Consider the following 26,876-nt stretch of genomic DNA (forward strand, 5'->3'; position numbering starts at 1 on the left):
AAGCACTGACGAACAGTCCGTTTATTTAGGTCTATCTCTTTTCGGCTACCAGGGTAAAGGTTTTGGGGATGCCTTTGTCATACACATCCGATGACAGGTTCGGCTCCTCTGCCAGCTCGCTGATGATAAGCCCGCTGCGCGCCGCAGCCGTCACCAGCTCGCCGAGTGTCCAGCGCCGCCAGTACACGACACTTTGCTTCACTTCGCTTCCGGGCACCTGGCCGGCAGACGGGAGATATTTGGAGTAGGATACCTTCTTCTCCTCCAGTGTTGTGTCGAAGTAATCGCCGTCCACTTTATGCTTGCGCACCTTGGCGGTGGACCCTTTTGAGGAAATCAGCTTGGTCGTAACCGGGTGAAAGTCACGCAGGACGAACCGGCCTCCGGAAGTAAGCAGCCGGCAGACCGTATCCATAAACGGTGCAAGCTCGGTGAAGTAATGGACGATGCCCATTTCGGCAAATACAATGTCATAAGAACCGTCCAGCACCTCCTCCGGCAGCTTCAGAACATCTGACACCAGATAATTGAGCTCAACTCCGGCTGCCTCTGCCAGCTCTGCAGCATATCTGGCATTAGCCTCGGAGAAATCAGCCACACTTACTTCTGCACCAAGCAGAGCAAGCGCAACCCCCTTCATCCCGTTCGAGCCCATGAGGTTCATAATCTTCCTGCCCTCAATCTCCCCAAGGTAATTATTAAGCGGGAACAATCTGCCCTGCGGGTCCTTCTTCAGCTTAGCAGCCGCTTCTGCCGGTGTCCCGAATCTGCTTGTCCAGGCAGCATACGTATCCTCGTTCCAGGTCTCTTCACTGGATGGAACCGCAGTCTGCGGTTCCTGTTGTTCATTCAAATTCTGTTCATTCATTATATTAAATACCCCTTTTATACATTTGAAATGGAATTACCTATGATGCTGTCGGCAGTGTTTCTGCCGCCGGTGCTTTTTTATTGCGGCCGGCATACAAATAGACTGCCAGTCCGCTCATGACCAGGATGCCGCCTGCCCATTGCAGGCTGTTGAGTCTTTCACCCAGCAGCACGAACGCCAGGATGCTGGCACCGACCGGCTCACCCAGAATATTCATGGATACTGTCGTAGCCGACACATACTGCAGCAGCCAGTTGAACAGGATATGGCCAAATACAGTAGGTACTATAGCCAAGAGCACAAAAATCCCCCACTCCTTGGGCGGATAGTCAAAGAAAGGGATGCCGGCAGCCAGGTTGTAAACGGCAAACACTACAGAAGCGGAGAGAAAAACAATCAGGCTGTACAAATAAGAAGGCATACGGGAGACCAGGCGCTGGCCTACCATCATATGTACGGAGACCGCGATTGTACCGCCGAGCGACAGCAGGTCACCTTTTAGATTATCTGCTGACAGCCCGATGTCGCCCCAGCCGATGAACACTGTCCCAAAAATGGCAATCCCCAGGCCGAGAATCGCAGCTTTTGTACTTCTTTCCTTATATAGCACATATGAACCGATCATAATGAATACCGGCTCCAGCGCCATAATCATCGTTGAACTCGCTACAGAGGTGAACTTGAGCGAGCCCATCCACAGCAGGAAATGCAGTGCCAGCATGAAGCCGGAGAATCCGAGCAGGAGCCAATCCTTCTTCTTAAGCGCGAAGGCAGCCCCGCTGTAAGGCCGGACGAAGGGCAGCATCAGCAGCGAGGTGAATAATAGCCGGTACATCCCCTGTATGGAAGCCGGTGCAGATGACCATTTTATAAAAATAGCGGAGAATGAGATGGCCACAATACCGGTCAGCATGAGCAGCGGAACGGGAACCGGCGGTTTTTTGAGATTCACAGGGCAGCGTCCTTTCAGGGTTGAAGACCATAATTTAACCTAACTTAGAGCTTATATCCTGACTGCCCTTTCAGTCAACCAAAAAACCCGCCGGAGAATCCGGCAGGCTGTCTCTGTTCACACTTATATTCAGCTACGGCTTCAGTATAACCTTGATGCAATCCTCTTCCTTCTCCCCAAACACCTTATAGGCATGCTCTCCCTGGCTGATCGGAAGACGGTGGGTGATAATATCCGTAGGATCGAACTTGCCTTCCTTGATCATCTGGTACAGGAGCGGCATGTAATGGATAACCGGTGCCTGGCCCATTTTGAGGCTTACATTGCGCTCAAACAGATGACCCAGCGGGAACATGTTATAGTTAAGGCCATACACACCGATAAGCTGGATCGTACCAAACTTGCGTACCACCTCCGATGCAATCCGGAATGCGCCGAGTGAGCCTCCCTGGAGCATCAGAGCAGTCTCTACCTTTTCTACCACTGTCTTCTTGGCATCAAGGCCTACGCAGTCAATAACCACATCTGCACCGCCGCGTGTAATTTCCTTCAGATGGACTTCAATGTCCTTGATCTTTTCAAAATTAAAAATTTCCACATTGTTGGTCCGTCTGGCATGCTCCAGCCGGTATGGCACATGATCAACAGCAATAACCCGCGAAGCGCCCTTCATCCAGGCAAACTTCTGGGTCAGCAGCCCGACCGGACCACAGCCCAGTACAATAACTGTATCTCCCGGCTTTACTCCTGCATGCTCAACGCCCCACCAGGCAGTCGGCACAATGTCAGACAGGAACAGCAGCTTTTCGTCCTCCATCTCCGCATCCTCCGGAACCACAAACGGCCCGAAGTTACCGTAAGGCACACGAAGCAGCTCTGCCTGCCCTCCCGCAAATCCGCCGTACGAATCGGAATAACCGAGCATACCGCCGGTATCCTTGGCATCATTCGCGTGATCGCACTGGCTCTCCATCTCATGCTGGCAGAAGTAACAGTGTCCGCAGGCGACGTTGAACGGTATAATAACGCGGTCCCCTTTTTTGACTCTGGTTACATCCGGCCCGACATCCTCAACAATCCCCATCGGCTCATGCCCGATGACATAATCATCATGCATGCCCGGAATTGCCCCATTGTAAATATGCAGATCCGAGCCGCAAATGGCTGTAGAGGTTACCCGGATCAGTATATCATCCTTTTTCTCAAGCTTGGCATCAGCAACTTCTTTTACTTCCACTTTCTTCTTTCCCTGGTAAGTAACAGCTTTCATGATGAGGACCACTCCTTCGAAAGTAGGGTTATAACAAAGCCTATTATGTTATAACCCCAAAATCCTGCAGATTATCCCCGATCCAGAAAGTTTAGCAATGTTTACAGCGCCCCTTCTTCCGTCCCTGCAGGCGGATACAGCAGCGGCGAATACATCATCAGCGCATGATTGTCAGCCACAGCCTCATCTCCGGCCAGCTCTCCGCTGCGCGTCAGCACTCTGCGGCGGATCCGGTTGCTGCGGATATAACCGCCCCACGGCTCCAGGCTGATTACATGCTCCGCTTCATAAATTTCATACTGATACAGCTGCTCAGCATCACATCTCCACTCCCCGTGCAGATGAGCGTCATCCAGGTATAGCTTCAGCTGATAGGTATGCTCCGTATGATTGGTGAGCTGCAAATCCAGATAGTTATAAGCACAGGTCGCACCGCTGCCAAAGGGCTGGGTACGCTTCTCATCCGGAAACACATCATAGCTGTGGCGGTGCCGCTCCGTTACTGTCAGCGGGGTATGCAGAGCCATCCAGTAGATCAGATTCGACAGCTGGCAGAGGCCTCCGCCCGTTCCGGAGCGGAACCCGCCATAGAATAACACCATACCGTCCAGATAACCTTTACGGCGGGTCGGCTTGCCGATGCTCTGCCAGTAGGAGAAGGTTTCACCCGGCCTGATCAGCAGTCCGTCAAGCCTCGCTGCCGCCAGTTTCAGGTTAGTTATTTTGTTATACTGCAGCTGCATGTCCACGTTACGAAGCTTACGAAGCAGCGGGGTCGCATGAGCGGCGGCTGTATAAGCCAGCACCTCCGCACTGTGAGTCCTTGCCCTTGTACCTGAGGCGGTCAGCCACTGCCAGTATCTTTTCCAGGTGTAGTACCGCTTCCCGGCAAACAGCCTCAGTCTTGAGCGGCGGATCGGCTTCATTGCAGCTTTGGCTTTACTCATGCAAAATCGATTTCGTCTGCCGGGCGAAGGCTGGCGAATCTTCCGCCGAGCACCCCGTTATGATGGCGCACAATCTCTTCCCCGCTGAAATTCGCGTTATCAAACGTGCTGTGCGCATCCTGAACCAGAGTACTGCGGTAACCCATGCTGTAAGCACGCCGGCAGGTAGTATCAAGGCAGAATTCTGTCTGCATGCCGCAGATGACAAGCTCGGTGACCCCCAGGCGCTGTAGCTCCTCATGCAGTGTTGTGCGGTGAAACGCATCCCAGGTCGGCTTTTCCACTACAGTCTCGCTGCTCAAGGGAGTGATCCGGCTGCTGATCTCCCAGGTAGGCAGTCCTTTAGTATATTCCTCATCCTCCGTATGCTGTATGTAGACAACCGGCACTCCCGCCGAGCGCGCCTTACCGAGCAGTGCAACAATACGGTCCATGACCTGTTCCCCGTCGTAAAGGCTCATTCCAGGATATGAAAACATCGCTTCCTGCACGTCAATAATCAATAATGCCGTAGTCATTAATAATTCCTCCTTAGATTTAATGGTAGATTAAGATACAACTGCTTCCTGCATACAAGCTGTGAACCGGACTGCATCCGGAAGCGCAGAGACAGCATAAATTCCAATAAATAACTCTTCTAATACTATAGTAGTGATTCATGACATTCAATATCAATCTAAAAAAAGGGTCATGTGCAGCCATCCTCAGATGGTGTACATGACCCTTAAGCCGGTTGCAGCTATTTCCCGCGTTTATTATGCCAGATTAGCGCATGCAGCTGCGGGAGTACTCTTACCCGGTTCATAGCCGGGTCGCCAATGACCAGATTGAACAGCCACTCCAGCCGGCCGAGCAGACGGGCAGAGATATCTCCCGGCTCCGTGACATCCTCGTTTCCTGGCTGCAGGAACATCGGAATCTCCGGATAACGCCGGTGAACTTCCCGTGCGTAAGCAAAATCCTCCTCGTTGAATACAACTACCTTCAGGCTATGGGCTGCTTTGCCCGCCTGCTGCAGCTTATCAATAATATCATCCAGCTTCCCCCAGTCTGTCGGCATACCCGAGCTGGGCGGCTTTGGACTGATGGTCAGCACATCAATATCATAGAACCAGTCCTGCCAGCGGCTGCCCTGGGTTTCGATGGCCGCCTGGATGCCGCGTTCATGGAGCAGCTTCACAAAGGCAGCCATACCCTCGCCGATCAGAGCCGGGTTGCCGCCGGAGATCGTTACACAATCAAAGTTATCGCCGGCAAGCGCCAGCAGCTCAGCCAGGATCGCTTCCGGCTCCATCAGCTGCACCTTATCCTTGGCGGAGCCGTCCCAGGTGAATGCGGAATCGCACCAGCCGCAGCGGTAATCACAGCCGTAGGTGCGGACGAACATCGTTTTGACGCCGATGACGGCCCCTTCTCCTTGGATCGTCGGGCCGAAAATTTCAATTACAGGAATTTTACTCACAATCACAGCCTCCGTGCAGCCGGTAGGCCGGCCCGTCCTCCGGAATATCCTCAGCCAGCACCTCCGCCCAGGAGGTCGGCGTTTCCCACAGCTTCACTGAATAAAGCGGCAGCTCAGCCAGCTTCAGCCGGTGGGCGATATAGGCAGACATATTCTCGACAGTGGTACGGAAGCCCAGCAGCGCCACCTTGGAGCCGGTCTGGTTCAGCGTCTCCAGCACAGGCTCATTGCCCATGGCCAGAAAAGCGTGATCCAGCCGGTCCACCAGCTGCTGTTGTACGGTCGCCTTTATATCGCTGAAATCAATGACGAAGCCCTCATCCGAATGCCCGGCCTCCGCCAGGGGCTTGCCTTTGAGCATAACCTCCAGCTTATACGTATGCCCGTGCAGATTGCTGCATTTACCTTTATGCCCGACCAGCTGATGTGCAGAGTCAAAGGTGAATATTTTGCAGACTGTTACTTCACCCAGCATTACAGATCACCCTGCTTTCGTTCCGCCACATACTGCTCCAGCCCGCGCTGGCGCAGCAGACAGGCCGGACAGGTGCCGCAGCCGCTGCCGATAATGCCGTTATAGCAGGTCAAGGTATGCTCACGGACATAATCGAACCGGCCAAGCTCGTCGGCGAGCTTCCAGGTTTCTTTTTTATCGAGCCACATCAGCGGGGTATGAATAACAAACTCATAATCCATTGACAGGTTAAGTGTCACATTTAATGATTTTACAAACACATCCCGGCAGTCCGGATAACCGCTGAAGTCAGTCTGGCACACTCCCGTAATAATGTTTGCATAGCCCAGCTGCTTCGCCATAATGGCTGCAAACGACAGGAACAGCAAATTGCGTCCGTCCACAAAGGTGCTCGGCAGCTCTCCGTCTTCCCCCGCTTCAATCGCAATATCATCCCGGGTGAGCGCGTTAGGCGCCAGCTGATTAAGCAGTCCCAGATCAAGAATGTGCTGCTTTACGCCGAAGGTAGCGGCAATCTCTTTGGCTACCTCTATCTCTGCCGCATGACGCTGGTTATAGTTAAAAGTAACGACCTGCACCTCTTCAAATTGCTGAAGTGCCCATACGAGGCAGGTGGTGCTGTCTTGTCCGCCGCTGAATACGACGAGTGCTTTTTTATTCATACGTTTATTCTCTCCTCCCTTGCCTTCTGTCTACCGGTTGTCCACTTTCTCAGGATACAGGTCATGATTCATCAGCCGGTGCTCGGCCATGGCCTCATACTTGGTACCCGGACGCCCCCAGTTGCAGTAAGGATCAATGGAGATGCCGCCGCGCGGTGTGAACTTGCCCCACACTTCAATATAACGCGGATTCATCAGGGAGATCAGGTCATTCATAATAATGTTGACACAGTCCTCATGAAAATCGCCGTGATTGCGGAAGCTGAACAGGTACAGCTTGAGTGATTTGGATTCCACCATTTTGATATCGGGAATGTACGAGATGTACATCACGCCGAAATCGGGCTGCCCGGTTACCGGACACAGACTGGTGAACTCCGGACAATTGAATTTGACAAAATAATCGCGGCCGGGATGCTTGTTATCGAACGCTTCCAGCACTTCCGGGTCGTAACCAAAATTATATTTGGTTCCCTGGTTACCCAGCAGGGTTACCTCCGGCATTTCCTCTTTCAGTCTGCCTTCTGACATGACAAAAAACCCCTCTCTTTTCCCCCGGCTTGCTGCCGGAATAGGAAAGAAGAACGAGATTTCGAAAACTTGGCTCTACTAAATAGTTTTTTATAGAGGGAGTTTGCGAACCTCTCCTGTGCAGCTGCACAGAATCTTCTTATTTTTGTACTGGTGAACTATATCATGTTTCCCCTTCCGCTGGCAAGCACATGCATCTGCTCAACGATTAATGATAACGGATGGATTCAATTGCACCGAAAGGGGTAACTTAAAATATAATCTCCTACATAAAGGATGGGATAGCTTATGGAACAAGCCGTAGAGCAGCTTAAAGAATGGTTAGCCTCAGCAGCAGGACAGACGGTTGTCATAACCAAGCAAGAGCTTGACGACGTAGACACCGTTCATTTCAGCCTGGAGTCTGTGGATTACCGGAGCTCAGAGGATGTAATCGACGATTATCTTGGAGATGCCTTAATCCTCCGAGGAAGCGGAAATACGCTGAACGGGGACGGAGAGCTTGTGCCTCTCCCGCAGCCCAGCTATGAAATCGCAGTCAGCGGCCTGCAGCTGCATTCCGCAGAAGCGGACAAGGCGGAGCTGCAGACAGACCGTGCTAAATATACCATCGCTTTTGGTCAGGCATAACGTTCTATAACAATAGGGCAACAATAACAGGAGGCCGCAGCACATGTGCTGCGGCCTCCTCCTGTTCAGTCTTCACCGATAATTCTGACTTCTGTCTCCAGCTCGATACCGAACTTATTCTTGACCTCAGCACGGACATGATGGATCAGCCCGATGTAGTCATTGGCCGTAGCATTGTCTGCGTTCACAATGAAGCCGGCATGCTTGAGAGATACCTCGGCCCCGCCAATTCTGACACCCTGCAGTCCGCTCTCCTGAATAAGCTGACCGGCAAACCTGCCCGGAGGCCGTTTGAATACACTCCCGCAGGAGGGATATTCCAGCGGCTGCTTCGACTCCCGCAGATAGGTCAGCTCATCCATCTTGGCTTTGATAGCTGCCGGATCTCCCGGCTGCAGGGCAAAGCGCGCCTCCAGCACAGTATAGTCCCCGCCGGCAAAAATGCTGTGCCGGTAACCAAACTGCAGCTCCTCACCCTGCAGCGTTACTAGCTCTCCGGCCTTGTTGACAGCCAGTGCACTGTGCAGCACATCCTTGACCTCACCGCCGTAAGCACCGGCATTCATATACAGCGCCCCGCCTACGGTTCCGGGAATACCGCAGGCGAATTCCAGACCTGTCAGCTCCTGCTCCAGCGCAAAGGCTGATGCGTCGATAATTTTGGCTCCGCACTGGGCAACTAGGAGGCCGTTCTCTATAGTCATCTTATCCAAAATAGAAGTATACAGCACAATTCCCCGGATTCCGCCGTCACGGATAATAACGTTAGATCCGTTGCCCAGCACGGTTAAAGGGATATTATGCTCCCTGGCATATGTAACCACACGTTGAATTTCCTCATAGCTCGCAGGTGTTGCCAGAATGTCGGCAATGCCGCCGATTTGTGTAAACACATAGGTCTTCAGCATTTCCCGGCTTCTTACCGTTCCAGCCGGAAGAAGCTGCTGCAAATCCTTTTCGGTTTGGCTTATGTTCATCTTTCATGCTCCTTTATAATCAATACATGATCCGGTGATCAGCCTGATTGATGGCATCCACAACTGTAACAACGAACAGGCTCCCTTGTCAATGACGGGAGCCTGTTGCTGCTGCTGTGATAATAGAGCTTATGCGGACATTTTACGAAATATTATAGCTATGCATGTCCGGCAGATGCCGTCTTCCGGTATTCCGTCCGGCGTGCGGACCGTTCTTCCTCTTTCAGCCGCGGGCAGGTATAGCAGTAGCTTCCGCCTTCGGTCCGGTAATAGAGACAGCAGCGGTTGCGCATATTCACAGTCTTATCCGGCTCAGCCAGCGATTCGATCTTGCGCACCTTGACCTGAAACGGATTTCTTTTCAAGCCGAATATCTCTGCCGGCATTTCTTCGCACAGATACCTGTAGTCATCCAGCAGGGTATCCAGCAGGCTGACAGGAAGGCCACCGGAAGTAAAGACTTCAAGATAATAATTAAATTTGGTGGGCAGCTGTCCCCAGATTTCGCCCCCGGCCAGACCGGTGACACGGGACAGCATGGTTAGCAGCGGGGCAGCCGTATCCCGGTAGAACTGGCTCAGCTGCTCATTACGCCACTCTGTCCGCTGCCCTGCTTCGGCCGGAGCCGGCTCAAAAGACCAGTCCTCCAGAGAGAAGGCGACACGCCAGTACCCCTGGGACGGAATGAGATGCACGGACAGTGCAGACAGACTGATTACAGGAACTGAAGAATATACAGTGAGCGCGTATTGGACTGCAAGAGCCACATTACCGAAAGCTCCGGCAAAATACGTTGCTGCCACCTTATCATCCAGACCTTTAATCAGCGGCCTGTAGCATTCAACAAAAGCGCTCATTCCGGCTTCATCAGCCATCTCCCCGGCATTAAAGGAATACACGGTGCCTTCAGGTATGCCGGGATGCAAATCAAACTTGCTGCTGAAGTCCTTTATCTGTTCCTGCTGCTGTGCTTCTGTCATCTCATTTCCTCCTCCTGTTGCTTCCCTTAAACCTGCTTACAAACCGGCAGCCTTGTAAGCCGCCAGCTCATACGGCAGGCACAGCGGCACACCGGTCCGCGGATCGGCAACGATGTCACATTCAATCCCGAACACCTTGCGGAGCACTTCCGGTGTCATAACCTCAGCAGGAGCCCCTTCACTGATGACCGTGCCTGCTTTGATCGCCACCATATGCTGGGCATAACGGGAAGCATGGTTAAGATCATGCACGACCATAATAATGGTCCGTCCTTCCTCCTGGTTCAGCTTCTGCAGGAGCTGCAGCACTTCCAGCTGATGGGCCATATCGAGGAACGTGGTCGGCTCGTCCAGGAACAGGATTTCCGTCTGCTGGGCCAGAGCCATAGCGATCCAGGCGCGCTGGCGCTGGCCGCCGGAGAGACGGTCGATCGGCCGGTTATGGAATTCCTCCATGCCGGTTACTTGAATGGCATTAGCAATGATATCACGGTCTTCAGGCGTCATTGTGCCGAAGCCCTTCTGATGCGGATAACGTCCGTAGCTGACCAGCTCGGATACAGTCAGACCGTCCGGTGCGGTCGGGTTCTGCGGCAGGATCGCCAGCTGGCGGGCGACTTCCTTGGTTGACAGTGTATGGATAGATTTACCGTCCAGCATGACACTTCCGCTCTTCGGCTTCATAATCCGGGCCATTGTTTTAAGGATTGTGGATTTACCGGAGCCGTTAGCACCGACCAGAGCGGTGATTTTCCCTGTCGGCAGTGACAGGTTCAGCTCCTTCACAATGGTTGCTTCCGCGTACCCGATACTTAGCTGCTCTGTGTTCAAACGTTCTGACATAATCCCACTCCTTAAATATTTATGTATAGTTGTATTTTGTATTAGTCCGGTTCAATTGAAATTCTTTATCACTCAACTGATATTCTTTCTCATTTATCATTATCGCAAATATCTGAAAGTTGTACAAGAGTTCACACAAAAAGGCTGCCCCGTTATTAACGGAAGCAGCCGATGCTTGAATTACCTGTCTATTTGTGCAAATGATAGGGCACTGTTGCCACTACAATATCCTTCTGATTCATCAGGTAAGAGCGGATGAACAGGCTGGTCTGATTATGGAGGACGGCCTGCCACCAGTGCTTCGTAATAAACTGCGGAATCAGCACTGTAATATGGTCTGTAGCAGCAGTCTTCCACTCTATGGTATCAATAAACTTCACCAGCGGACGGATGATGCTCCGGTACCGGGAACGGAGAACGATCAGGCGCACGCCCGGATTCCATTCCTCCCACTTCTGCTCCATCTTGTGGATCTCTTCTTCATCAAACCCAACATATACAGCCACCACATTATCCGTCAGGGACTTGGCATAGCTGATCGAATGCAGTACAGCGCGCGTCACACCCGCCACAGGAACGACTACTGTGCTGCCTTTAATACAGGGCTTGTCGGTTGCCGGACAAATCCGCAGCTGATCCGCAGTATTGAGGTAATGGCGGTGAATCCGGTGAAAGACAAACATAACCACCGGCAGGAAGATGAACGCCATCCATACACTGGAGAATTTCGTAATAATAAAGATCAGGGTGATCGTAAGTGTGGTCAGCATACCGACCGTGTTAACCGCAAACTTATTCTGCCAGCCCTTGGGTCTTGTTTTGAACCAGTGGACCATCATGCCGAGCTGGGACAGCGTGAACGGAATGAATACGCCGACTGCATACAGCGGAATCAGACCTTCAGTATTTCCGTGAAAAGCGGCTACCAGCACTGCCGACAGGACGCCGAGAAAAATAATCCCGTTAGAGAAGCCCAGCCGGTCTCCGCGCACCATAAACGCATGCGGCAGATATTTGTCTTTGGCAAACATAAAGGCCAGCAGCGGGAACGCCGAATAAGCCGTATTTGCAGCCAGGAATAGGATGACAGCTGTAACCCCTTGAATGAAGAAGTACAAACCGCCGCGGCCAAAGGTTGATTCCGCAATTTGTGACACTACTGTGGCTTTTTCATCCGGGGTAACCCCATACCAGTAAGCCAGAAGGGTAATACCTGTGAACATCAGACCGAGGATAAGCCCCATCATCATCAGCGTTTTGGCAGCATTTTTTTCCGCAGGAGCCTTGAAGTTCGGGATGGCATTGGATACCGCCTCTACCCCGGTGAGGGCTGAGCAGCCGGAGCTGAAGGCCTTCAATAGCAGGAACAGGCTGACATTGGACACGGCCGAGCCGATTTCAGGAACGCTGGCATGGGCGCCGCCGGTCAAATATTTGAACACCCCGGCACCGATCAGAAAGAAGATCGAAACGACAAATAAATATACCGGGATTGCGATAAAAGAGGCCGATTCCGTAACCCCGCGCAGATTGACGATCGTTAGCAGCAAAATGACGGATACAGCAATAAGTACAGTATGATCATGCAAGGCTGGAAAAGCGGATGTGATCGCGTCCGTGCCCGCCGAGGCGCTGACGGCAACCGTAAGAATATAATCGACCAGCAGCGAGCCGCCTGCTAACAGGCCGGTGGGGACACCGAGATTGCTTTTAGCTACAATATAGGCCCCGCCGCCCTGCGGATAAGCAAAGATCGTCTGCCGGTAGGATAAAATGAGGATGGCCAGCAGGCCCAGTACGGCAAGCGCGATTGGCAGTGAGTACCAGATGGCCGTGAAGCCTGCAGCCACCAGCACCAGGAGAATTTGTTCCGTTCCGTAGGCTACTGACGAGAGCGCATCAGAAGACAGGACAGCCAGCGCTTTCACCTTGGATAGCTTTTCCTGATCGAGCTCATTGGATTTCATCGGACGCCCGATCAATAGCCGCTTTACCTTGCTTACCATTGTTGTAACAGTTCCTCTCTTTGTTAGTTGAACCGGTTATACCGTGCGCTGTTTTCATCGCTTTCATAGGTGGATTTTCATAAATGCAGGCAAAAAAATAAGCCTACGGAAATGATCCGCATGCTTATGGCATGGTCATTATCCCACCTTTGCTTACGAGGTTAGCTGGCGGATTCGGGCTGTGGAAAGCCCTACGGCTGCAGGCTTTTGAGCCTGCTTCCGATTCACCCCGTCGGCCTTGCGGCCAAGTATGGTTCCCCCGATTTCCCTGCGGAAAATTCAGCGCATATTCAACTTCTCACAAGGCTTAATGATAGTCTACAAATCATTTCCAGTAAAGCTGTGAAACAAATGAAAAGACATGAAAAAACATCCAAAACCCGCAATTCCAAGATCGGGGATGAAGAGATCTTTCATTCTCTTGCATTATCCCTTTGTACCTTGGTTTTAGCGTGTTTTGGATGTTAATTGTGACAAAAAAATCAGGAATGATCAGCGTTTAAAGCCCGCCTGCCGGCAGCTTATTCTGCGTCGGTTTCCTTGCGCCCTGTCCAGAGCAGAACTGTAATCAGAACAAAGGCGGTCAAGGCCATCAGCGGAATGGTGATGAAGCCGAGAAGATTAATATAATCCTCATTGCAGGGAACGCCTATCGTACACGGAAGCACCTTGCTCAGTGCAGGAATCTTTTGCTCCGCATAGTGATAGATGGAGATGCTTCCGCCAATGATGCTCAGCGGCAATACGTAGGGGATAATTTTTTTATCCCCCCGGTATGTGGCAATTCCCAGCAGAAACAGCTGCGGATACATGAAGATACGCTGGAACCAGCATAGCTTGCAGGGCTCGAACTTCAAAACTTCGCTCAGGTATAGGCTTCCGGCCACAGCAATGATGGATACAAACCAGGCCAGATACAGACAATGTCGCCGGCAAAAGGCAGTAAAGCTTGTCACTCGGCACTCACCGCTTTGGACGCGGCTTGAATCTGGGCGTCAATCGCCTCCATATTGAACGGCTCATCGACCATTACCCCGTTCACAAACAGCGATGGCGTAGAGGATACACCGGATGCTGTTGCCAGCTGAATTTCACTGTCGATCTGACTCTTGTAGGTCTTCTCTTCAATATCCTTGCGGAGCAGATCATAATCAATCTGCAGATTCTCCTTCTGTGCCAGCTCAACCAGGAAATCGGCTGTAGCCCATTCCTTGTTCTCATCGCCTTGATTCGCATAAATTGCATCATAGTACTTCCAGAAGGCATCGCTGTTCTGATTATACACAGACAATGCTGCAAGGGCAGCCGTTGTGGAATCAGGCCCGAGGAAAGCCAGGTTTACAAAATACAGGGCTGCCTTGTCCTGATTGACATATTCCTGCACCAGCTGCGGTTTGATTACACCTGCGAACTGGGCGCAGGCTGGACATTTATAATCGCCGAACTCGACGATTTTGACCGGAGCATCCTCACTGCCGAGTCTTGTCAGAGTGCTGTAATTGAATTCAACAGGCTCAGCTGCTGTGCCTGCTGTAGAGCTGTCTTTGTTCGCCAGCATGAATAGCCCGGCAAAAATAACCGCCACCAGCACGATCGTAGCAACAATCACTATCAGTGTTTTCTTCTTCTGCTTCTCCATTTGCGCTACAAGCTGCTCATTTTTGCTTTTTGCAGGAAGTGCAGCGCTTTTGCGTTTGTTTTTGCCCAAGTGAGAGTTCCTTTCTGTCCTGAGGACCGCTTAAATATGAATCATATAATTTAAAATTATATAATTAAAGTTCTCACTTTGGCAAACCCGGGCTTACACAGCCTCCGTATTCAGCTCCAGGGAGACCGTCTCTTCGAAGTCCTGAGACTGCTCAGGCTCCGTCACTGCGGACTCAAGCTTCAGGCTGAAGACAACCTCCGTCCCGCTGCCCGGCTCGGAATACATAATAATCCGTCCGTTCATCAGCTCCACCAGCTTTCTGCTGATGGCAAGACCCAGACCGGTTCCGGGATAGAGCCGGTTATACGAGGCATCCAGCTGGGTAAAGGGCTGAAACAACAAGGGCAGCTTGTCAGCAGGAATGCCTATACCGGTGTCCTTGATCCGGAAGGTATATTCTCCCTCGATTCCCTGCGAACGGCTGAATCCGACATGCACCGCCACCTCACCCGCCGGTGTGAATTTGACTGCATTGCCGATCAGATTCACCAGAATCTGGCGGATTCTCAGGCTGTCTCCTTTTACATAATCAGGGACATTTCCATCCACATTCATCCGGAGCTGCAGCCCCTTCTCCTTGGCCGCGGCCTCGAACAGCCCGGAGCATTCCGCAAGCAAGCCCTGCAGGGGAAATGCTTCACTGCACAGCTGCAGACCATCCGAATCCAGCCTGGAAAAGTCCAGTACATCATTGATGACATTCAGCAGCGCCTGACTGCTGTTAAACTGCAGCTGCAGCAGCTCCTGCTGTTCCGGATTTACTGCATCCTCGGCAAGCAGCTGATTGATCCCGATGATGCCGTTCAGCGGCGTACGGATCTCGTGGCTCATGGTTGTCAGGAACTCGCTTTTGATCCGGTCCGCGCTTTCTGCCGCTTCCTTCGCTACGATCAGCTGCTGCTGAAACCGGATAAAGGCCGTGATATCCTCGGCAACCAGATATACCAGCTTCTGGTTGCCGTGGACGAGCGGAAATACGGTGGTGCTGCAGATTATAGTTCCGCCGGTTTTTATTTTCACCTCAAGCTCGATTTTGGAGGAATGGCCTGACACTGCACGGCCTACCGCCTCCTTCAGCATGGCTTCATCCTTCGGCGTACAGAAAATGCTCTTATAATCACCCAGCTCCTCGTTGCGGTAGCCGGTTGTCTGCAGCAGGGACGGGTTAGAGCTGATGACCTTCCGGCGGACCGGATCAATGCACAGCACCATGTCAGGACTGGAGTCGAATAAGGCTGTATAACGCTGCTCATTGAAGCTGGCTGAGAAAAGGACTCGCTGCCGGTCTCTGTAGAGCAGAATCATAACAGCTGTCACAATGACCAGAAAGGATACAGCCAAAGAGACTGCCAGCAGGGAATCAGGCAAAAGCGGGACAGTTCCGCTGTAATTGAAAGTCCCGGAAGCCGAGAATACCGCCCCGTTCATTGCTGCATAATGGGATGCGCTCAGGCAGGCAGCAAGCGTAAGCACCAGCAGTACCTTTGGCAATGTAAACATATTGTACGGTCCGGCAATCCACCTCGGATGATAGAAGCAGACTATGGCCGGAACAATTAGCGCAAAGCCAAAGGAGATCAGAAGTGAGAGCAGGCTCTGCTCATAATTCCCGTAAAATTTCATCGACATAATGCCGCAATAATGCATAATCAGCAGCCCGCTGCTGAAAAGCACACCGCCGAACACCAAAAACAGCCGACTTCGGGTGTGCGGGCTGCTGAGCAGCAAAAAGAACGCATAAGAGGCTGCAACCGGAACAATCAGCGACAACAGCAGTAAGGGGAAATCATAGGCAACGGCTATGTCCGTCCGCATCGCCCGCATCCCGATAAAGTGCATGCTCCACATGCCCGTTCCGAATAAGCAGGACAGCATTAGAATAAATTTATGTCCCCGGCTGTCCCGGATCAGCCGTTCGGCTAGATCCAGAGAGGAGAAGCAGGACAGAAGCGCTATAATAACAGAAAAGAGCACCAGCAGGTCACGGTAATGATCCGGATGTTGCAGCATGCGCTCCTCTCCTTTCTTTTAAAAATGTACAAATAATGTATTAACCTACCTTTACCCTCCAAGAAACGCCACGAATCGTCCAAATACTGGATGAACCGCATTTGCCTAATTGCCTGGGCATACCAAAAAGGCATAGCGCCTCTTTCCAGCGCCATGCCTCAATGTACAGCTTATGCTCCGGCTTCCTCAGTCAGGATCTGCAGCTTTAGCAGCTTAATCCGGGAAATCCGTTTGTTTTCTGTTTCCTCTACTACGAACAGGTGGCCGTCGAATTCGGCCGTCTGGCCCTTTTGCGGAGGATTCACCTCAAGCTTAGAATACAGCCAGCCTCCGACCGTATCATAATCATCTGTCTCCATATGAAGCCCCAGCAGATCATTGATTTCTTCAATCAGCATAAGACCGTCGATGGAATATTCATCCTCCCCCAGCTTTTCTACGCCGGGACGCTCTTCATCGAATTCATCCTGAATCTCTCCGACAATCTCTTCCATGATATCTTCCAGGGTAACCATGCCGGAGGTACCGCCGTATTCGTCAATCAGTACCGCAATCTGTGTCTTCGCCCGCTGCATGACCTTCAGAAGCGCACTGATCTGGATGGACTCAGGTACTGTAAGAATCGGACGGATCAATTCAGAGTACTGCGGTGTATTCTCGCGGATTAAATCCTTAATGTGAATGAACCCGAGAATATGGTCCTTATCGCCGTCACAGACCGGATAGCGTGTTCTCATCCCGTCAAAGGCAATTTCCAGATTCTCTTCCACCGGCAGATGGCTGTTCAGACAGATCATTTCGGTCCGGGGAATCATAATCTCGCGCGCCATAGTGTCGGCAAATTCAAAAATATTGTCTACCAGTGTCATTTCGGTATTGTCGATAAGGCCGCTCTTATTGCTCTCCTGCATAATAATCCGGATTTCTTCCTCCGTATGCGCTGTTGCCAGCTCCGATGCCGGTGCCAGACGGAAAATGCGCAGCAGGCCGCGTGCCAGGCCGTTCACGATCCAGATAAACGGATACATGATCCGGTAAAAGACATTCATGGCCCCCGAAGTTAGCAGAAGCACCGACTCAGCCTTGTTAACCGCAATCGTCTTGGGAGCAAGCTCGCCGAGAACAATATGCAGCACTGTAATAAACATAAAAGCAATAATCAGTGAAATCACATAAACAGCAGTATCGCCAAAGCCCAAACTTGTTACAAGCGGTCCGACAATCGTGGCTACCGCCGGCTCGCCGAGCCATCCGAGTGCAAGTGAGGCAAGTGTAATGCCCAGCTGGCAGGCGGACAGATAGGCGTCGAGGTTATGCACGATTTTTTTAGCCGCGAGTGCTCTCTTGCTGCCTTCCTCAATCAGTGATTCAATGCGGCCGCTGCGCACCTTGACCATTGCATACTCAACCGAAACAAAAAAGCCGTTAAACAGCACCAGCATGATAATAAGACCTACATGTAATATACCGGGTAAAGGGTCGCTCAAATTATACTCCTATCCACCGAGTCCTTGTTCAGCGGATAGGCCCACCTCCTTCGTTTATTCAGAGTGTCAGTCTGCGTCGTTGCAGCTGTTCCTTTCATCGTCAATTTCCCAATGCCTTCATCTCCTGACTGTAATCACGAATGTTAAAGATATACTGTATTATATTATTAAGGGCTGAATAAAAACAGGTATTATTAGTGTAAAAATATGATTTTGCTGCCAGTCTCAAGGACATCCCCTGAAATTGAATAGATTCCGGACCTCATAACGCGGCAAAAAAAGGGCAGTCCCGCTATTGAGGGTCTGCCCTTTTTAAGGAAATGCTACTGTGCCTTACCGGCAGTTCCGGGTAGGCGGATTGCCGATTACGCCGGGATACTGGTACGCCAGCGGCTCATCAAAGGTGGCATAGTCGAAGTAGATCATCAGCAGCACGGTGCGCTGTCCGGTAACCGGATCACTGATGATGATGTGGTCGCGGCCGGCAGCCTCAAGCACACCTTTGTATACTTTGGCATTCCACTCTTTGTTATTCTCGTATGTGTAGTAGAACGTTCCGACCTTGCCGAGGTTCAGCCGGAAAATATTTTCGATGTACGATTGTTCAAAAACGGGTGCGGTTGTAGGCACTACTGCTCCGGTCGGAGTCATCGGGCTTCCGCTGGTCACCTGGGGCGGCATGGTGCTGCCCGGATTCATGGTTCCCATCGGCATCATGGCCCCGCCGGGGTTGCTGCCGATCATATAAGTAACGGGACGGTAAGGTTGGCTGATCATTTTTGTAAAACCTCCTAAGTAAATGTTGGCTCAGGGAGACAGCTCCGGTGAATGGATTCAGCCGTTCTGTCTCCTGCAGCCTGCGGTTGCCTAGTATACAGCCGGGCAATCCTCAGCGGTCGGGGTAAAGAAGCAATGGGCCTTATAACGTCCGGTATTCTGCTGGTTATACCACGTTGCCGGACAGGCTCCGACTGGACGGAAGAACCATAGGGCGTTGGAGGCCGGCCAGGTTCGTTCACCTGCGATAGCCCGTTTAGCCAGCCTAATGTCTGACTCTCTGGCACGCTGGTAAAAATAACTCTTCTGCGGGGCCTCGAAGCCGCCTGGACTCTGATACACCATATCGTTCACATTACGGATGTTGTTGAAGTCCAGACAATTTCCGAGAATCCGGTTGACCCCGACATTGCCGACCATCAGCATGCCGGACTCCCCATCCTCCTCGGCTTCCGCCCTCATCAGCCGTGCCAGCACCCTCACATCTTCCGAGTTCGTTTTGATGACGGCCATGTGTTCTCCTCCTTCTTTCCTGCTCGCTGTATTGTATGTGCATTCGCCTAAGAGGTGACAGTCCGTTATGAATTTCTTGCCCGCCTCAGCTTCCCGTTACGGCAGATCATGGCTCATAGATCATCTTGCGGGTCATGCCGCCGTCAATCACCAGCTGTGCTCCGGTAATGAAGTTATTCTCCGGGGCTGTTAAATACAGGCAGGCCCTGGCTATATCCTCCGGCTTACCGACCCGGCCGACAGGATGCTGCTTATGGTCAATCTCACGCAGCTCACTGTAATCCCCGGTTTCAATCCATCCCGGACTGATACAGTTCACGGTTATGCCATCCTTTCCCAGGGTTACAGCCATCGCATGCGTCAGGGCGGTTATCGCCCCCTTTGATGCGGCATAAGCCTCCGTATCAGGCTCGGACATCAGCGCCCGGGTAGAGGACAAGTTGACGACTGACCCGCCGCCCGGGTTACTCCGCATATGTTTGGCGGCCTCCCGGGTCGCAAGAAATACGCTCCGGGCATTGGTATTAAGCACCTTATCCCAGACATCTGCAGACAGCTCGTACAATGAAGCTGCATGCGGATCAGCTATCCCCGCATTATTGATCAGAATATCGACCGTTCCATATTTCTCAGCCGTATGGGCAACCAGCGCGACAATCTGTTCCTCCGAGCTGACATCACAAGCTACAAATTCAGCCTGTCCCCCTGCTGCAGTGATTCCTCTTGCCGCTTCCTGCCCCAGGGCAGCATCCAGCTCCGCTACAACCACAGTTGCTCCTTCCATAGCGTAAGCAGCCGCGACCGCTCTGCCGATCCCTCGGCCGGCGCCGGTAACAATTACTGTTTTATTGGCATAGTTCATTAATCGTTCTCCTCCTAAGCTGGGTATTGCAGCCATAATATAAATATCCCCTTGTTCCGGATATGGAAACAAGGGGATTGTACAGCAAACCTATTATATAGTAAACAAGCTGCAGCCGTGACCGCCTGCTCATTCCGTATTACATCATTCTGCAGTTGAATAATGGGGATGCCGCTGAAATCCGTGATACCTCGTTCCCTGATAGGTTAACATCCCCCTGTCCCCTTCCGCACTCATACCGAATTCACTTCCGTCCACCTTGAACTCCAGCCGCACCCCGTCCTGCAGCTCATAGGTCAGATAATAAGTGGTGCTGGTCCGGCTGGACTGGCTGTCATCCTGAAGCTGCTGCTGGCGGACCTCGCTCCGTTTGCTTACAATGCGGGCGGGGATAGTGAGCAAGGGAGAGCTGTTATTGCGGCTCCATTGAAACAAGCCTCTGCCTGCAGATACTGCTACTATTCCAATCATCACCACAAGGAAGATCGGTATTACGGTTCCGGTAAGATCAAACATCCAAGAAGGATCCGAGCCCATTCCCATGCTTATTCCCCCTCATACCCCAAGTACTTGCCGCTTCCCGCGTTTTCACCGGGATGCTTCTGTACATGTATATGCCTTATCCCGGAAATACAGCATCACTAATCCTACAAATGTCCTAAAGCTGCAGCTTTTCCTGCTTCAATTCTCACCGCGCAAAAAAGACCACTCTGTTCTCAGTTACGAGAACGTATGTGGTCTTTAGCTGCTTCTTGCCGCTCTATTATTCTATGCATGTACGAGATCAAGTAATTGTCTGGTTTCGTTATCTTCAGTCGGCATCATGCCGTTGTCAGCCCAGCAGGCTCTGCATTGTTCTTCGGTTTCACACAGGTGAGCGTCATCGCAGTTATAGCACAATTGCAGAAGGTTTCTAGTCACATAATCCGTTTCAAAAGTTTTCATTATAATCTCTCCTATTCGTGGATGAAAGTTTGTGAAAAAATGAACTTGTTTTCTATGTGTTAAATATATCACAAGCTATTTTGTTTGTCATGTGATTTTTTTCACATTTTTAAAGAAAATTTGAAATACGTTTTTTTGTTCAATTTTTGGACAAAGCTTGTATTAGTACAGCCTTTTGGTATAGCTCTCATTCAGCGAGGCTGATACCTGTTCTGCACTGATGCCGGGCAGCTTCACATGGTCTGCTATCATCTTCGGTATATCAGGCAGCTGCTCCTTATCCGGCCAGGACTGCGGATTCCACAGGCTTGAACGCTTGAATGCTTTTGCACAATGGGTATAACATTCTTCCACTTCTATTAAAATTCCGACCAGCGGTCTGCGGCCGTGAGCTTCCATCCTCTGAAGCAGCTGCTCATCCCGGACAATCGAGGCCCGTCCATTCACCCGCAGAGTCTCCTCAAGCCCCGGTATCATAAAAATCAGCCCCGCCCTCGGGTTGGACAACAGATTAATCAGCGAATCCATTCTACGGTTGCCGGGACGTTCGGGAATGACCAGCCGGTGCTCATCCAGAACAAGCGCAAAGCCCGGGGCATCCCCTCTTGGCGAAACATCAACATGACCGGCATGATCCGAGGTGGCCAGCATCAGAATGGGAGACTGGGCGATAAACCCCCGGCAATGCTCATCAATCACACCAATAACCTTATGCTGCACAAGTTCTCCCGGATAACCTAATAACTCACGCAGCTCCGCTTCCGTTCCAATGCTCTTATATTCAGACATAAGCAACCTCCATATGTATTTATTTCAACAGCAGCTGTCTATTATTGTATCAAAAAAAAGAAGACCGCATAGAGCAGCCTTCTCCTGATTAATAAAAGATTACATCACCCGCCAGCTGACCCCGCCGTTGGTCGTCTGCAGCAGGATGGACCTGCGGTCCACCTCCTTCTGGATCAGCAGCCAGCCTACATCCTCCGAAATAAACTGGAGCTTCACGATTTCCGGATATTCCAGCAGCTTCGATTGGAGCACACTGCTGGCCGGAAGCTGGGTCCAGGTCTGCCCCTGGTTTAAGGTTTTGAAGATCAGATTGCCGTTAAGCATCCAGCCGGTTTCGGCATTGATAAAGGCTGGCGGCAGATAGCGGTTGACTCCGGTCTGGCTGCTCAGCGCAAAATCAACAAATTTCCAGTTGTCCCCGCCGTTTGCCGTAAAATAACCGTTGTACGTAACACTGTTTTGCTTGTCGGTCTGGCAGGCTGCCGGAAGAAAGCCGGTGGTGTTGTTGCCGCCGAAAAATTCCGGTTCTCCGGTAATCACCTTGTCACAGCCCTCCCACTCTTCATTGACCAGAATCTCCTGGCCCGGATGCCAGGTAACACCGCTGTCGCTGGTCATATAAATTTTGGGCAGTGCACCGGTCTGCAGGGTCACCAGCCCATGCGTCTTGTTCTTAAAAATCATCCCGGTAACAATACCGGCCATCGGAACTGTATTATTTGGCAGGTTGGGATTATACTGTTCATTTTGCATGACCATGTTCCAGGTAGCGCCCCCATCCTTGGTGGCATAGAGCGCCTTGCTTGACTTCGTGGCATTTGCATCCCAGGCGGTCATAAGCCAGCCGTTCTGCGGTGAACTGAAATAAATGGACGAGACCGTATTGGAATCAGGAAAAGAAGATACCTTCCAGCTCTGCCCGCCGTCTGTGGTGCGCAGGACAACCGTCTCTGTGGCCCCGAAGGAGCTGCGGATAATCCAGCCATGATCAGGGTCTGTGAAAAAAATTTCTTCACCGTACACCGGATTGGCCAAAAACTGCACATTTGTTGAGGGCGAGATATTGGCCCAGGTTCCGCCATTGTCTTGGGTCATATAGATCCGCAGTTCTTTTTTGGTGACACCCCATGCCAGGCCTACCGATTCATTCAGCAGCCGGAAATCCGTCAGCCGGGTCTGGATCTGATATTTCGGCGTGCTTTCATTCGTTACATTTCTGGCATCGCCAGGAGTAATCAGTGTTATCGTCTGCCCTTCCTCGGGCGCTTCCGTCGGCAGAGGAGGCAGAGTCGGCTGTGGTGCCGGGGATGAGGAACAGGCCGATAAAATCAGCAGAATTATAAGAATCGCCGCGGTTATTTGCAGCTTCCGGTAACCTGCGGTATTAGATAACAATGCTCTCCCCCCTTTTCTGCTAGCTTACTTCTTGTTCAGTTTACTGTTTTTGTACCCGTATAACCAGTAGATCACAATCCCGATTAACAACCAGACAACAAAGCCTGTCCAGGTTTCCCTGCTCAAATTATACATCAAATAACCGCAGGCTGCCGCACTTAGCAGCGGTATAACCGGTACCCAGGGCACTCTGAACCCCCGTTTAAGGCCGGGATGCGTGCGGCGCATCACAATGACGCCCAGTGATACGACGAGAAAGGCGAATAATGTACCGATGCTTGTCAGATCAGCCAGCCGGTCCAGCGGGACAAAGCCGGTAAACACGGCAATAATACCGCCGACCATCCAGGTGCTGCGTACCGGTGTCTGTGTCTTGGCATTAATTTTGGCCAGGCCCTCAGGAAGCAGCCCGTCCCGTGAGATCGCGAACAGCAGGCGGGTCTGCCCGAACAGCAGCACCAGCAGAACGGTAGTCATTCCGGCTATAGCTCCGACAGAGATAAGTCCGGCAATCATATTCTGATCCACAAAACGCAGCGCGAAGGAAACCGGATCGCTGACATTCAGGCTCTGATAAGGTACAATTCCGGTCAACACAAGCGAGACAGAGATATAAAGGACCGTACAGATGGCAAGTGAAGAAATAATTCCGATCGGCAAATCCCGCTGGGGGCGTTTAACCTCTTCAGCTGCGGTGGATAGGGCATCAAAGCCGATGTAAGCAAAAAATACAGTGGCCGCCCCGTTAACGACCCCGTGGAAGCCATAAGGAAGAAACGGTGTCCAATTCTCCGGTTTAACATAGAAGATCCCGGTGAAAATAAACAGCAGCACTACAGCCAGCTTCACTACTACCATTATGGCGTTAAAGCGCGCTGTTTCTTTGATGCCGCGTGTAAGCAGATAAGAAATCAGCAGGATGATAATCACTGCGGGCAGATTAATAAAGGTACCTGTGTCCGGATTATAAGCCCCGGATAGTGCTGTAGGCAAATGGATTCCGAAGCCCTCCAGCAGCCCCTGAAAATACCCGGACCAGCCGCTGCTCACCGCTGCAGCCGCTACCCCGTATTCAAGCACGAGATCCCAGCCTAGTATCCAGGCCAGCAGCTCGCCGAAGGCAACATAGCTGTAAGCATAGGCGCTGCCTGATACGGGGAGCGTGGAGGCGAACTCAGAATAACAGAGCGCAGACAGCACGCAGGCGATTCCGGCAAGCACGAAGGACAGCACCAGTCCGGGCCCGGCATGCTCTGCAGCAGCAACCCCAGTCATGACAAAGATGCCGGTACCGATAATCGCGCCTACCCCAAGGGTAGTCAGATCAAAGGCACCGAGGGTTTTGCTGAGCTTACTGGCATTATCACCGGGAGGTGCAGCCAGCGGTTTTTTACGGAATAAATCCATACTTCATTTTCTCTCCTGTCAATAATAGTGGTTTATCGCTAATGACCTTTACAGTCAGTAAGCCAAGATAATACCGGAACCGGGAATCGGCAGCACTTCTGCCAGATGTTATTGTTAGCATGCCCGCTTCCGGGGTAATGGATTAAAAACAGCATGCTTGAAAACACTACATTTAACGATTATGATGGTTAAGATTGGACACAAAAAATTCGAACTTCGGAGGAGATGTATCAATGGCCCCCCCATTTAAGCCCAATCGTGTCGTAGTCATCGGCACCGGTGCAGTAGGAACTACAACTGCTTATACCCTGCTGCTTCGCAGACGTATGCAAGAACTGGTACTTATAGATGTCAATCATCAGAAGGCACTTGGTGAAGCGCTGGACATGAATCACGGCATGCCGTTTGTCGGCGGCGTGAAGCTATGGGCAGGAACCTATGAGGATTGCCGCGAAGCGGATATCATCATTGTTACCGCCGGAGCGTCGCAGAAGCCGGGAGAAACCCGGATTGATCTGCTGCGCAAGAACATTGCCATCTTCAAAGACATCATCCAAAAGATCACCAAATACAATCACCACGCTATCCTGCTGATCGCTACGAACCCGGTGGATATTCTGGCTTATGCCACCCTGAAGATCAGCGGCTTCGACCGCAGACGGGTCATCGGCTCCGGTACAGTGCTCGACAGCGCACGGTTCCGTTACCTTATCGGCAAGCATAAGGAAATCGATCCGCGCAGCATTCACGGGCAGATTATCGGTGAGCACGGAGATTCCGAGCTTCCGGTCTGGAGTCTGGCCAATATTGCCGGAACTGATCTTGGCTTCGATGAGGAAGAACGTAAGGACATCTTCGAAGACACCAAAAATGCCGCCTATGAAATTATCGATGCCAAGGGCTCTACCTCCTATGCCATTGCGCTCGCCCTGGACCGGATTGTTGTTTCCATCCTTGATAACGAAGGCGCTGTGCTAAATGTCTCCACCCTGCTTAATAACTACAACGGAGTGTCAGATGTATTCCTTGGCGCGCCATGTGTCGTAGACCGCTCCGGTGTACGCGAAGTTCTGGACCTGCCGCTGAACGAAGAAGAACAGGCCTTGTTCCAGAAATCGGCGGACAAGCTCAAATCAGAGATTTCCAAGCTGGAGCTGTAAGCAGCTCCGTCCATTACAGATCAAGGGCTATCTCCCGGTCGCTTATTCGGACCGGAAGATAGCCCTTGTTTGCGTACTGCCGCACACAAAAGAATCCGTCCTTCAGCGTGTATCGCACACAACCGCTGTAAAAGGACGGAGTTTACTTGCCATGTCATTTTGTTAATATAACATGAATCATTTTTATCTGACAATGAAATTAATATCCTGGGTGTAATTTCCAGATTAACGGATCACCGGACGCTGGTAATATTCCTTTAACACCTGCTCTGCTTCCTTACCGTATATATCGAACCCGACATTAGCCGCCGCCTCTTCGGCCGGATACAGCTTCGTACTCCAGTCCCACCAGAAGAAGCCGGCGAACCAGGATTCATCCCAGAAGGTTTCCAGTGCCGAACGGTAGAAATTCGCCTGCTCCTCCTGCGAAGCCGGAAGCTCCTTATGCGAGAAATCCCAAGGCATGGTTGCACAGCCTAATGCGCTGCGGCAGCCAATTTCAATAAAGACGAGCTTTTTACCGAACCGGTCAGCCAATGCCTTCAGCCGCGGCTTTTGCTCCTCCCAGGAGGCCTTCATATTCTCTAAGGTGTCGCCCGGAACGGAAGCTACCGGATAATATGCGCTTGTTCCGATATAATCCACCTCGTCAAGCCATTCGATGCCTTCCTCTTTGCCGTGATTGGCATTGTACACGATCGGGCCGTTATACAGGCCTTTGACCTCGCTGATCAGATTGCGCCACTCTGTCTCACGCGATTCTGTAGCCACCATCTCACAGCCGATACAGAACAGCTCACACTCCAGCTCCTCTGCCAGCTCGGCATAATGCTTAATGAAGTTAGTATAGGATTTGAACCAGGCAGCCCAATACACATCCCCGTCCTCAGGAAAGCCGATCCGCGCTCTCCAAATCCCGTCCCTGGAGTTAACCACCGGCTTCAGGCACACCTTCAGCCCGAGCTGCTTCGCCAGCTTCACTGTATGCTCAATATCGCGGTCAGTCATTGTATATCCGTAGTCAAAATAAATCTCGGTGGAATGCACAGTATCCTGCCAAGTCCAAAAGGACAATGCAATCCATTCGCTTCCCGTCTCCGCCAGCTTGCGCAGGGAGTCCTCCGCATAAGGCTGTCTGTATGCCCCTCTTGTTGATTCCCAGCCGTAGGTCATTCCTTTGAAAAATGTTTCGTTCACCGCTGTATCCTCCCGTTGAT

28 protein-coding genes and 2 riboswitches are annotated in these 26,876 nt (G+C 51.6%); of the genes, 2 read left to right on the top strand and 26 right to left on the bottom strand.

The features are described from left to right. Positions 1–31 precede the first annotated feature (31 nt). From R70723_RS16965 to queF, 9 genes are all read right to left on the bottom strand, one after another. The gene (locus R70723_RS16965) at positions 32–868 is read right to left on the bottom strand and encodes a class I SAM-dependent methyltransferase (RefSeq protein ID WP_039873623.1); all 837 of its coding nucleotides are present in this window, start codon (positions 866–868) and stop codon (positions 32–34) included. Positions 869–908: 40 nt separating this feature from the next. Beyond that, positions 909–1,823, bottom strand: a complete 915-nt coding sequence (locus R70723_RS16970) for a DMT family transporter (RefSeq protein WP_039873624.1) — start codon at positions 1,821–1,823, stop codon at positions 909–911. Positions 1,824–1,956: 133 nt separating this feature from the next. Continuing rightward, positions 1,957–3,093, bottom strand: a complete 1,137-nt coding sequence (locus tag R70723_RS16975; RefSeq protein WP_039873625.1) for a zinc-dependent alcohol dehydrogenase — start codon at positions 3,091–3,093, stop codon at positions 1,957–1,959. 101 nt (positions 3,094–3,194) lie between these two features. Beyond that, complete coding sequence (locus tag R70723_RS16980; protein WP_231574742.1) at positions 3,195–4,040, bottom strand: VanW family protein; 846 nt, start codon at positions 4,038–4,040, stop codon at positions 3,195–3,197. After that, entirely contained in the window at positions 4,037–4,558 is a 522-nt protein-coding gene (locus tag R70723_RS16985) for a cysteine hydrolase family protein (RefSeq protein WP_039873627.1), read from the bottom strand. The genes R70723_RS16980 and R70723_RS16985 overlap by 4 nt, the downstream gene beginning before the upstream one ends. 221 nt (positions 4,559–4,779) lie before the next feature. After that, positions 4,780–5,502, bottom strand: coding sequence for a 7-carboxy-7-deazaguanine synthase QueE (gene queE, locus R70723_RS16990; RefSeq protein WP_039873628.1), 723 nt, complete (start codon positions 5,500–5,502; stop codon positions 4,780–4,782). Then, a complete protein-coding gene (locus R70723_RS16995; RefSeq protein ID WP_039873630.1) occupies positions 5,495–5,977 on the bottom strand; it encodes a 6-pyruvoyl trahydropterin synthase family protein in 483 nt (160 codons plus the stop codon). The genes queE and R70723_RS16995 overlap by 8 nt, the downstream gene beginning before the upstream one ends. Next, complete coding sequence (queC, locus tag R70723_RS17000) at positions 5,977–6,639, bottom strand: 7-cyano-7-deazaguanine synthase QueC (RefSeq protein ID WP_039873632.1); 663 nt, start codon at positions 6,637–6,639, stop codon at positions 5,977–5,979. The genes R70723_RS16995 and queC overlap by 1 nt, the downstream gene beginning before the upstream one ends. Before the next feature lie 30 nt (positions 6,640–6,669). Continuing rightward, positions 6,670–7,170, bottom strand: coding sequence for a preQ(1) synthase (queF, locus tag R70723_RS17005; protein WP_039873634.1), 501 nt, complete (start codon positions 7,168–7,170; stop codon positions 6,670–6,672). Between the two features lie 76 nt (positions 7,171–7,246). Further along, a riboswitch (PreQ1 riboswitch) is annotated at positions 7,247–7,290 on the bottom strand. 168 nt (positions 7,291–7,458) lie between these two features. On the opposite strand from queF, the gene R70723_RS17010 reads away from it, so the two are divergent. Further along, positions 7,459–7,800, top strand: coding sequence for a protein YmzB (locus R70723_RS17010; RefSeq protein ID WP_039873637.1), 342 nt, complete (start codon positions 7,459–7,461; stop codon positions 7,798–7,800). A gap of 65 nt (positions 7,801–7,865) precedes the next feature. Here R70723_RS17010 and murB read toward each other — a convergent pair whose 3' ends face one another. The 16 genes from murB to R70723_RS17085 all read right to left on the bottom strand — a co-directional run bounded on the left by murB (position 7,866) and on the right by R70723_RS17085 (position 24,499). Beyond that, positions 7,866–8,777 (bottom strand): UDP-N-acetylmuramate dehydrogenase, encoded by a 912-nt coding sequence (gene murB / locus R70723_RS17015; RefSeq protein WP_039873638.1) that lies wholly within the window; start codon positions 8,775–8,777, stop codon positions 7,866–7,868. Positions 8,778–8,935: 158 nt separating this feature from the next. Beyond that, positions 8,936–9,757 (bottom strand): (2Fe-2S)-binding protein, encoded by an 822-nt coding sequence (locus tag R70723_RS17020; protein ID WP_047171152.1) that lies wholly within the window; start codon positions 9,755–9,757, stop codon positions 8,936–8,938. A gap of 36 nt (positions 9,758–9,793) precedes the next feature. After that, positions 9,794–10,600, bottom strand: coding sequence for an ABC transporter ATP-binding protein (locus tag R70723_RS17025; RefSeq protein WP_039873639.1), 807 nt, complete (start codon positions 10,598–10,600; stop codon positions 9,794–9,796). Between the two features lie 188 nt (positions 10,601–10,788). Next, positions 10,789–12,606, bottom strand: coding sequence for an APC family permease (locus R70723_RS17030; protein ID WP_039873640.1), 1,818 nt, complete (start codon positions 12,604–12,606; stop codon positions 10,789–10,791). A gap of 135 nt (positions 12,607–12,741) precedes the next feature. Further along, a riboswitch (cyclic di-AMP (ydaO/yuaA leader) is annotated at positions 12,742–12,901 on the bottom strand. Between the two features lie 226 nt (positions 12,902–13,127). Next, positions 13,128–13,562, bottom strand: a complete 435-nt coding sequence (locus R70723_RS17035) for a disulfide oxidoreductase (protein ID WP_039873641.1) — start codon at positions 13,560–13,562, stop codon at positions 13,128–13,130. After that, complete coding sequence (locus R70723_RS17040) at positions 13,559–14,314, bottom strand: thioredoxin domain-containing protein (RefSeq protein WP_039873642.1); 756 nt, start codon at positions 14,312–14,314, stop codon at positions 13,559–13,561. The genes R70723_RS17035 and R70723_RS17040 overlap by 4 nt, the downstream gene beginning before the upstream one ends. Before the next feature lie 93 nt (positions 14,315–14,407). Further along, on the bottom strand, positions 14,408–16,324 hold the full coding sequence (locus tag R70723_RS17045) for an ATP-binding protein (RefSeq protein ID WP_052421361.1): 1,917 nt from the start codon (positions 16,322–16,324) through the stop codon (positions 14,408–14,410). A 170-nt stretch (positions 16,325–16,494) separates the two neighbouring features. Further along, positions 16,495–17,811 carry a hemolysin family protein gene (locus R70723_RS17050; RefSeq protein ID WP_039873643.1) on the bottom strand — a complete coding sequence of 439 codons (1,317 nt, stop codon included), beginning with the start codon at positions 17,809–17,811 and terminating at the stop codon, positions 16,495–16,497. Positions 17,812–18,144: 333 nt separating this feature from the next. After that, positions 18,145–18,588 (bottom strand): spore coat protein GerQ, encoded by a 444-nt coding sequence (gene gerQ / locus R70723_RS17055; RefSeq protein ID WP_039873644.1) that lies wholly within the window; start codon positions 18,586–18,588, stop codon positions 18,145–18,147. A 90-nt stretch (positions 18,589–18,678) separates the two neighbouring features. After that, complete coding sequence (locus tag R70723_RS17060; RefSeq protein WP_039873645.1) at positions 18,679–19,101, bottom strand: cell wall hydrolase; 423 nt, start codon at positions 19,099–19,101, stop codon at positions 18,679–18,681. A gap of 106 nt (positions 19,102–19,207) precedes the next feature. After that, positions 19,208–19,963: an SDR family NAD(P)-dependent oxidoreductase gene (locus R70723_RS17065; protein WP_039873646.1), complete on the bottom strand. Its 756-nt coding sequence runs from the start codon at positions 19,961–19,963 to the stop codon at positions 19,208–19,210. 144 nt (positions 19,964–20,107) lie between these two features. Further along, positions 20,108–20,500: a DUF2500 domain-containing protein gene (locus R70723_RS17070; RefSeq protein WP_039878930.1), complete on the bottom strand. Its 393-nt coding sequence runs from the start codon at positions 20,498–20,500 to the stop codon at positions 20,108–20,110. 231 nt (positions 20,501–20,731) lie between these two features. Beyond that, entirely contained in the window at positions 20,732–20,908 is a 177-nt protein-coding gene (locus R70723_RS33765) for a hypothetical protein (RefSeq protein ID WP_179087998.1), read from the bottom strand. Between the two features lie 162 nt (positions 20,909–21,070). Next, positions 21,071–21,697 (bottom strand): pyridoxamine 5'-phosphate oxidase family protein, encoded by a 627-nt coding sequence (locus R70723_RS17075; RefSeq protein ID WP_039873647.1) that lies wholly within the window; start codon positions 21,695–21,697, stop codon positions 21,071–21,073. Positions 21,698–21,796: 99 nt separating this feature from the next. Then, entirely contained in the window at positions 21,797–23,092 is a 1,296-nt protein-coding gene (locus R70723_RS17080) for a VPS10 domain-containing protein (RefSeq protein WP_052421362.1), read from the bottom strand. Positions 23,093–23,116: 24 nt separating this feature from the next. Beyond that, on the bottom strand, positions 23,117–24,499 hold the full coding sequence (locus R70723_RS17085; RefSeq protein ID WP_039873648.1) for a branched-chain amino acid transporter BcaP: 1,383 nt from the start codon (positions 24,497–24,499) through the stop codon (positions 23,117–23,119). A 233-nt stretch (positions 24,500–24,732) separates the two neighbouring features. Between R70723_RS17085 and R70723_RS17090 the strand changes: the two genes are divergently transcribed. After that, positions 24,733–25,659 (top strand): L-lactate dehydrogenase, encoded by a 927-nt coding sequence (locus R70723_RS17090; protein WP_039873649.1) that lies wholly within the window; start codon positions 24,733–24,735, stop codon positions 25,657–25,659. Positions 25,660–25,884: 225 nt separating this feature from the next. Here the strand turns inward: R70723_RS17090 and R70723_RS17095 are convergent, their stop codons facing one another. Beyond that, entirely contained in the window at positions 25,885–26,856 is a 972-nt protein-coding gene (locus R70723_RS17095) for a glycoside hydrolase family 113 (protein ID WP_039873651.1), read from the bottom strand. Between the last annotated feature and the right edge of the window lie 20 nt (positions 26,857–26,876).

Source organism: Paenibacillus sp. FSL R7-0273, from assembly GCF_000758625.1.
Lineage (GTDB): Bacteria > Bacillota > Bacilli > Paenibacillales > Paenibacillaceae > Paenibacillus_AQ.

Bases quoted from the DNA above. Each gene is read 5' to 3' on its own strand.
- R70723_RS16965 (WP_039873623.1), bottom strand. From the start codon at position 868: ATGAATGAACAGAATTTGAATGAACAACAGGAACCGCAGACTGCGGTT.
- R70723_RS16975 (WP_039873625.1), bottom strand. From the start codon at position 3,093: ATGAAAGCTGTTACTTACCAGGGAAAGAAGAAAGTGGAAGTAAAAGAA.
- R70723_RS16980 (WP_231574742.1), bottom strand. From the start codon at position 4,040: ATGAGTAAAGCCAAAGCTGCAATGAAGCCGATCCGCCGCTCAAGACTG.
- R70723_RS16985 (WP_039873627.1), bottom strand. From the start codon at position 4,558: ATGACTACGGCATTATTGATTATTGACGTGCAGGAAGCGATGTTTTCA.
- R70723_RS16995 (WP_039873630.1), bottom strand. From the start codon at position 5,977: ATGCTGGGTGAAGTAACAGTCTGCAAAATATTCACCTTTGACTCTGCA.
- queC (WP_039873632.1), bottom strand. From the start codon at position 6,639: ATGAATAAAAAAGCACTCGTCGTATTCAGCGGCGGACAAGACAGCACC.
- queF (WP_039873634.1), bottom strand. From the start codon at position 7,170: ATGTCAGAAGGCAGACTGAAAGAGGAAATGCCGGAGGTAACCCTGCTG.
- R70723_RS17010 (WP_039873637.1), top strand. From the start codon at position 7,459: ATGGAACAAGCCGTAGAGCAGCTTAAAGAATGGTTAGCCTCAGCAGCA.
- murB (WP_039873638.1), bottom strand. From the start codon at position 8,777: ATGAACATAAGCCAAACCGAAAAGGATTTGCAGCAGCTTCTTCCGGCT.
- R70723_RS17020 (WP_047171152.1), bottom strand. From the start codon at position 9,757: ATGACAGAAGCACAGCAGCAGGAACAGATAAAGGACTTCAGCAGCAAG.
- R70723_RS17025 (WP_039873639.1), bottom strand. From the start codon at position 10,600: ATGTCAGAACGTTTGAACACAGAGCAGCTAAGTATCGGGTACGCGGAA.
- R70723_RS17030 (WP_039873640.1), bottom strand. From the start codon at position 12,606: ATGGTAAGCAAGGTAAAGCGGCTATTGATCGGGCGTCCGATGAAATCC.
- R70723_RS17045 (WP_052421361.1), bottom strand. From the start codon at position 16,324: ATGCTGCAACATCCGGATCATTACCGTGACCTGCTGGTGCTCTTTTCT.
- gerQ (WP_039873644.1), bottom strand. From the start codon at position 18,588: ATGATCAGCCAACCTTACCGTCCCGTTACTTATATGATCGGCAGCAAC.
- R70723_RS17060 (WP_039873645.1), bottom strand. From the start codon at position 19,101: ATGGCCGTCATCAAAACGAACTCGGAAGATGTGAGGGTGCTGGCACGG.
- R70723_RS17065 (WP_039873646.1), bottom strand. From the start codon at position 19,963: ATGAACTATGCCAATAAAACAGTAATTGTTACCGGCGCCGGCCGAGGG.
- R70723_RS17070 (WP_039878930.1), bottom strand. From the start codon at position 20,500: ATGGGCTCGGATCCTTCTTGGATGTTTGATCTTACCGGAACCGTAATA.
- R70723_RS33765 (WP_179087998.1), bottom strand. From the start codon at position 20,908: ATGAAAACTTTTGAAACGGATTATGTGACTAGAAACCTTCTGCAATTG.
- R70723_RS17075 (WP_039873647.1), bottom strand. From the start codon at position 21,697: ATGTCTGAATATAAGAGCATTGGAACGGAAGCGGAGCTGCGTGAGTTA.
- R70723_RS17085 (WP_039873648.1), bottom strand. From the start codon at position 24,499: ATGGATTTATTCCGTAAAAAACCGCTGGCTGCACCTCCCGGTGATAAT.
- R70723_RS17090 (WP_039873649.1), top strand. From the start codon at position 24,733: ATGGCCCCCCCATTTAAGCCCAATCGTGTCGTAGTCATCGGCACCGGT.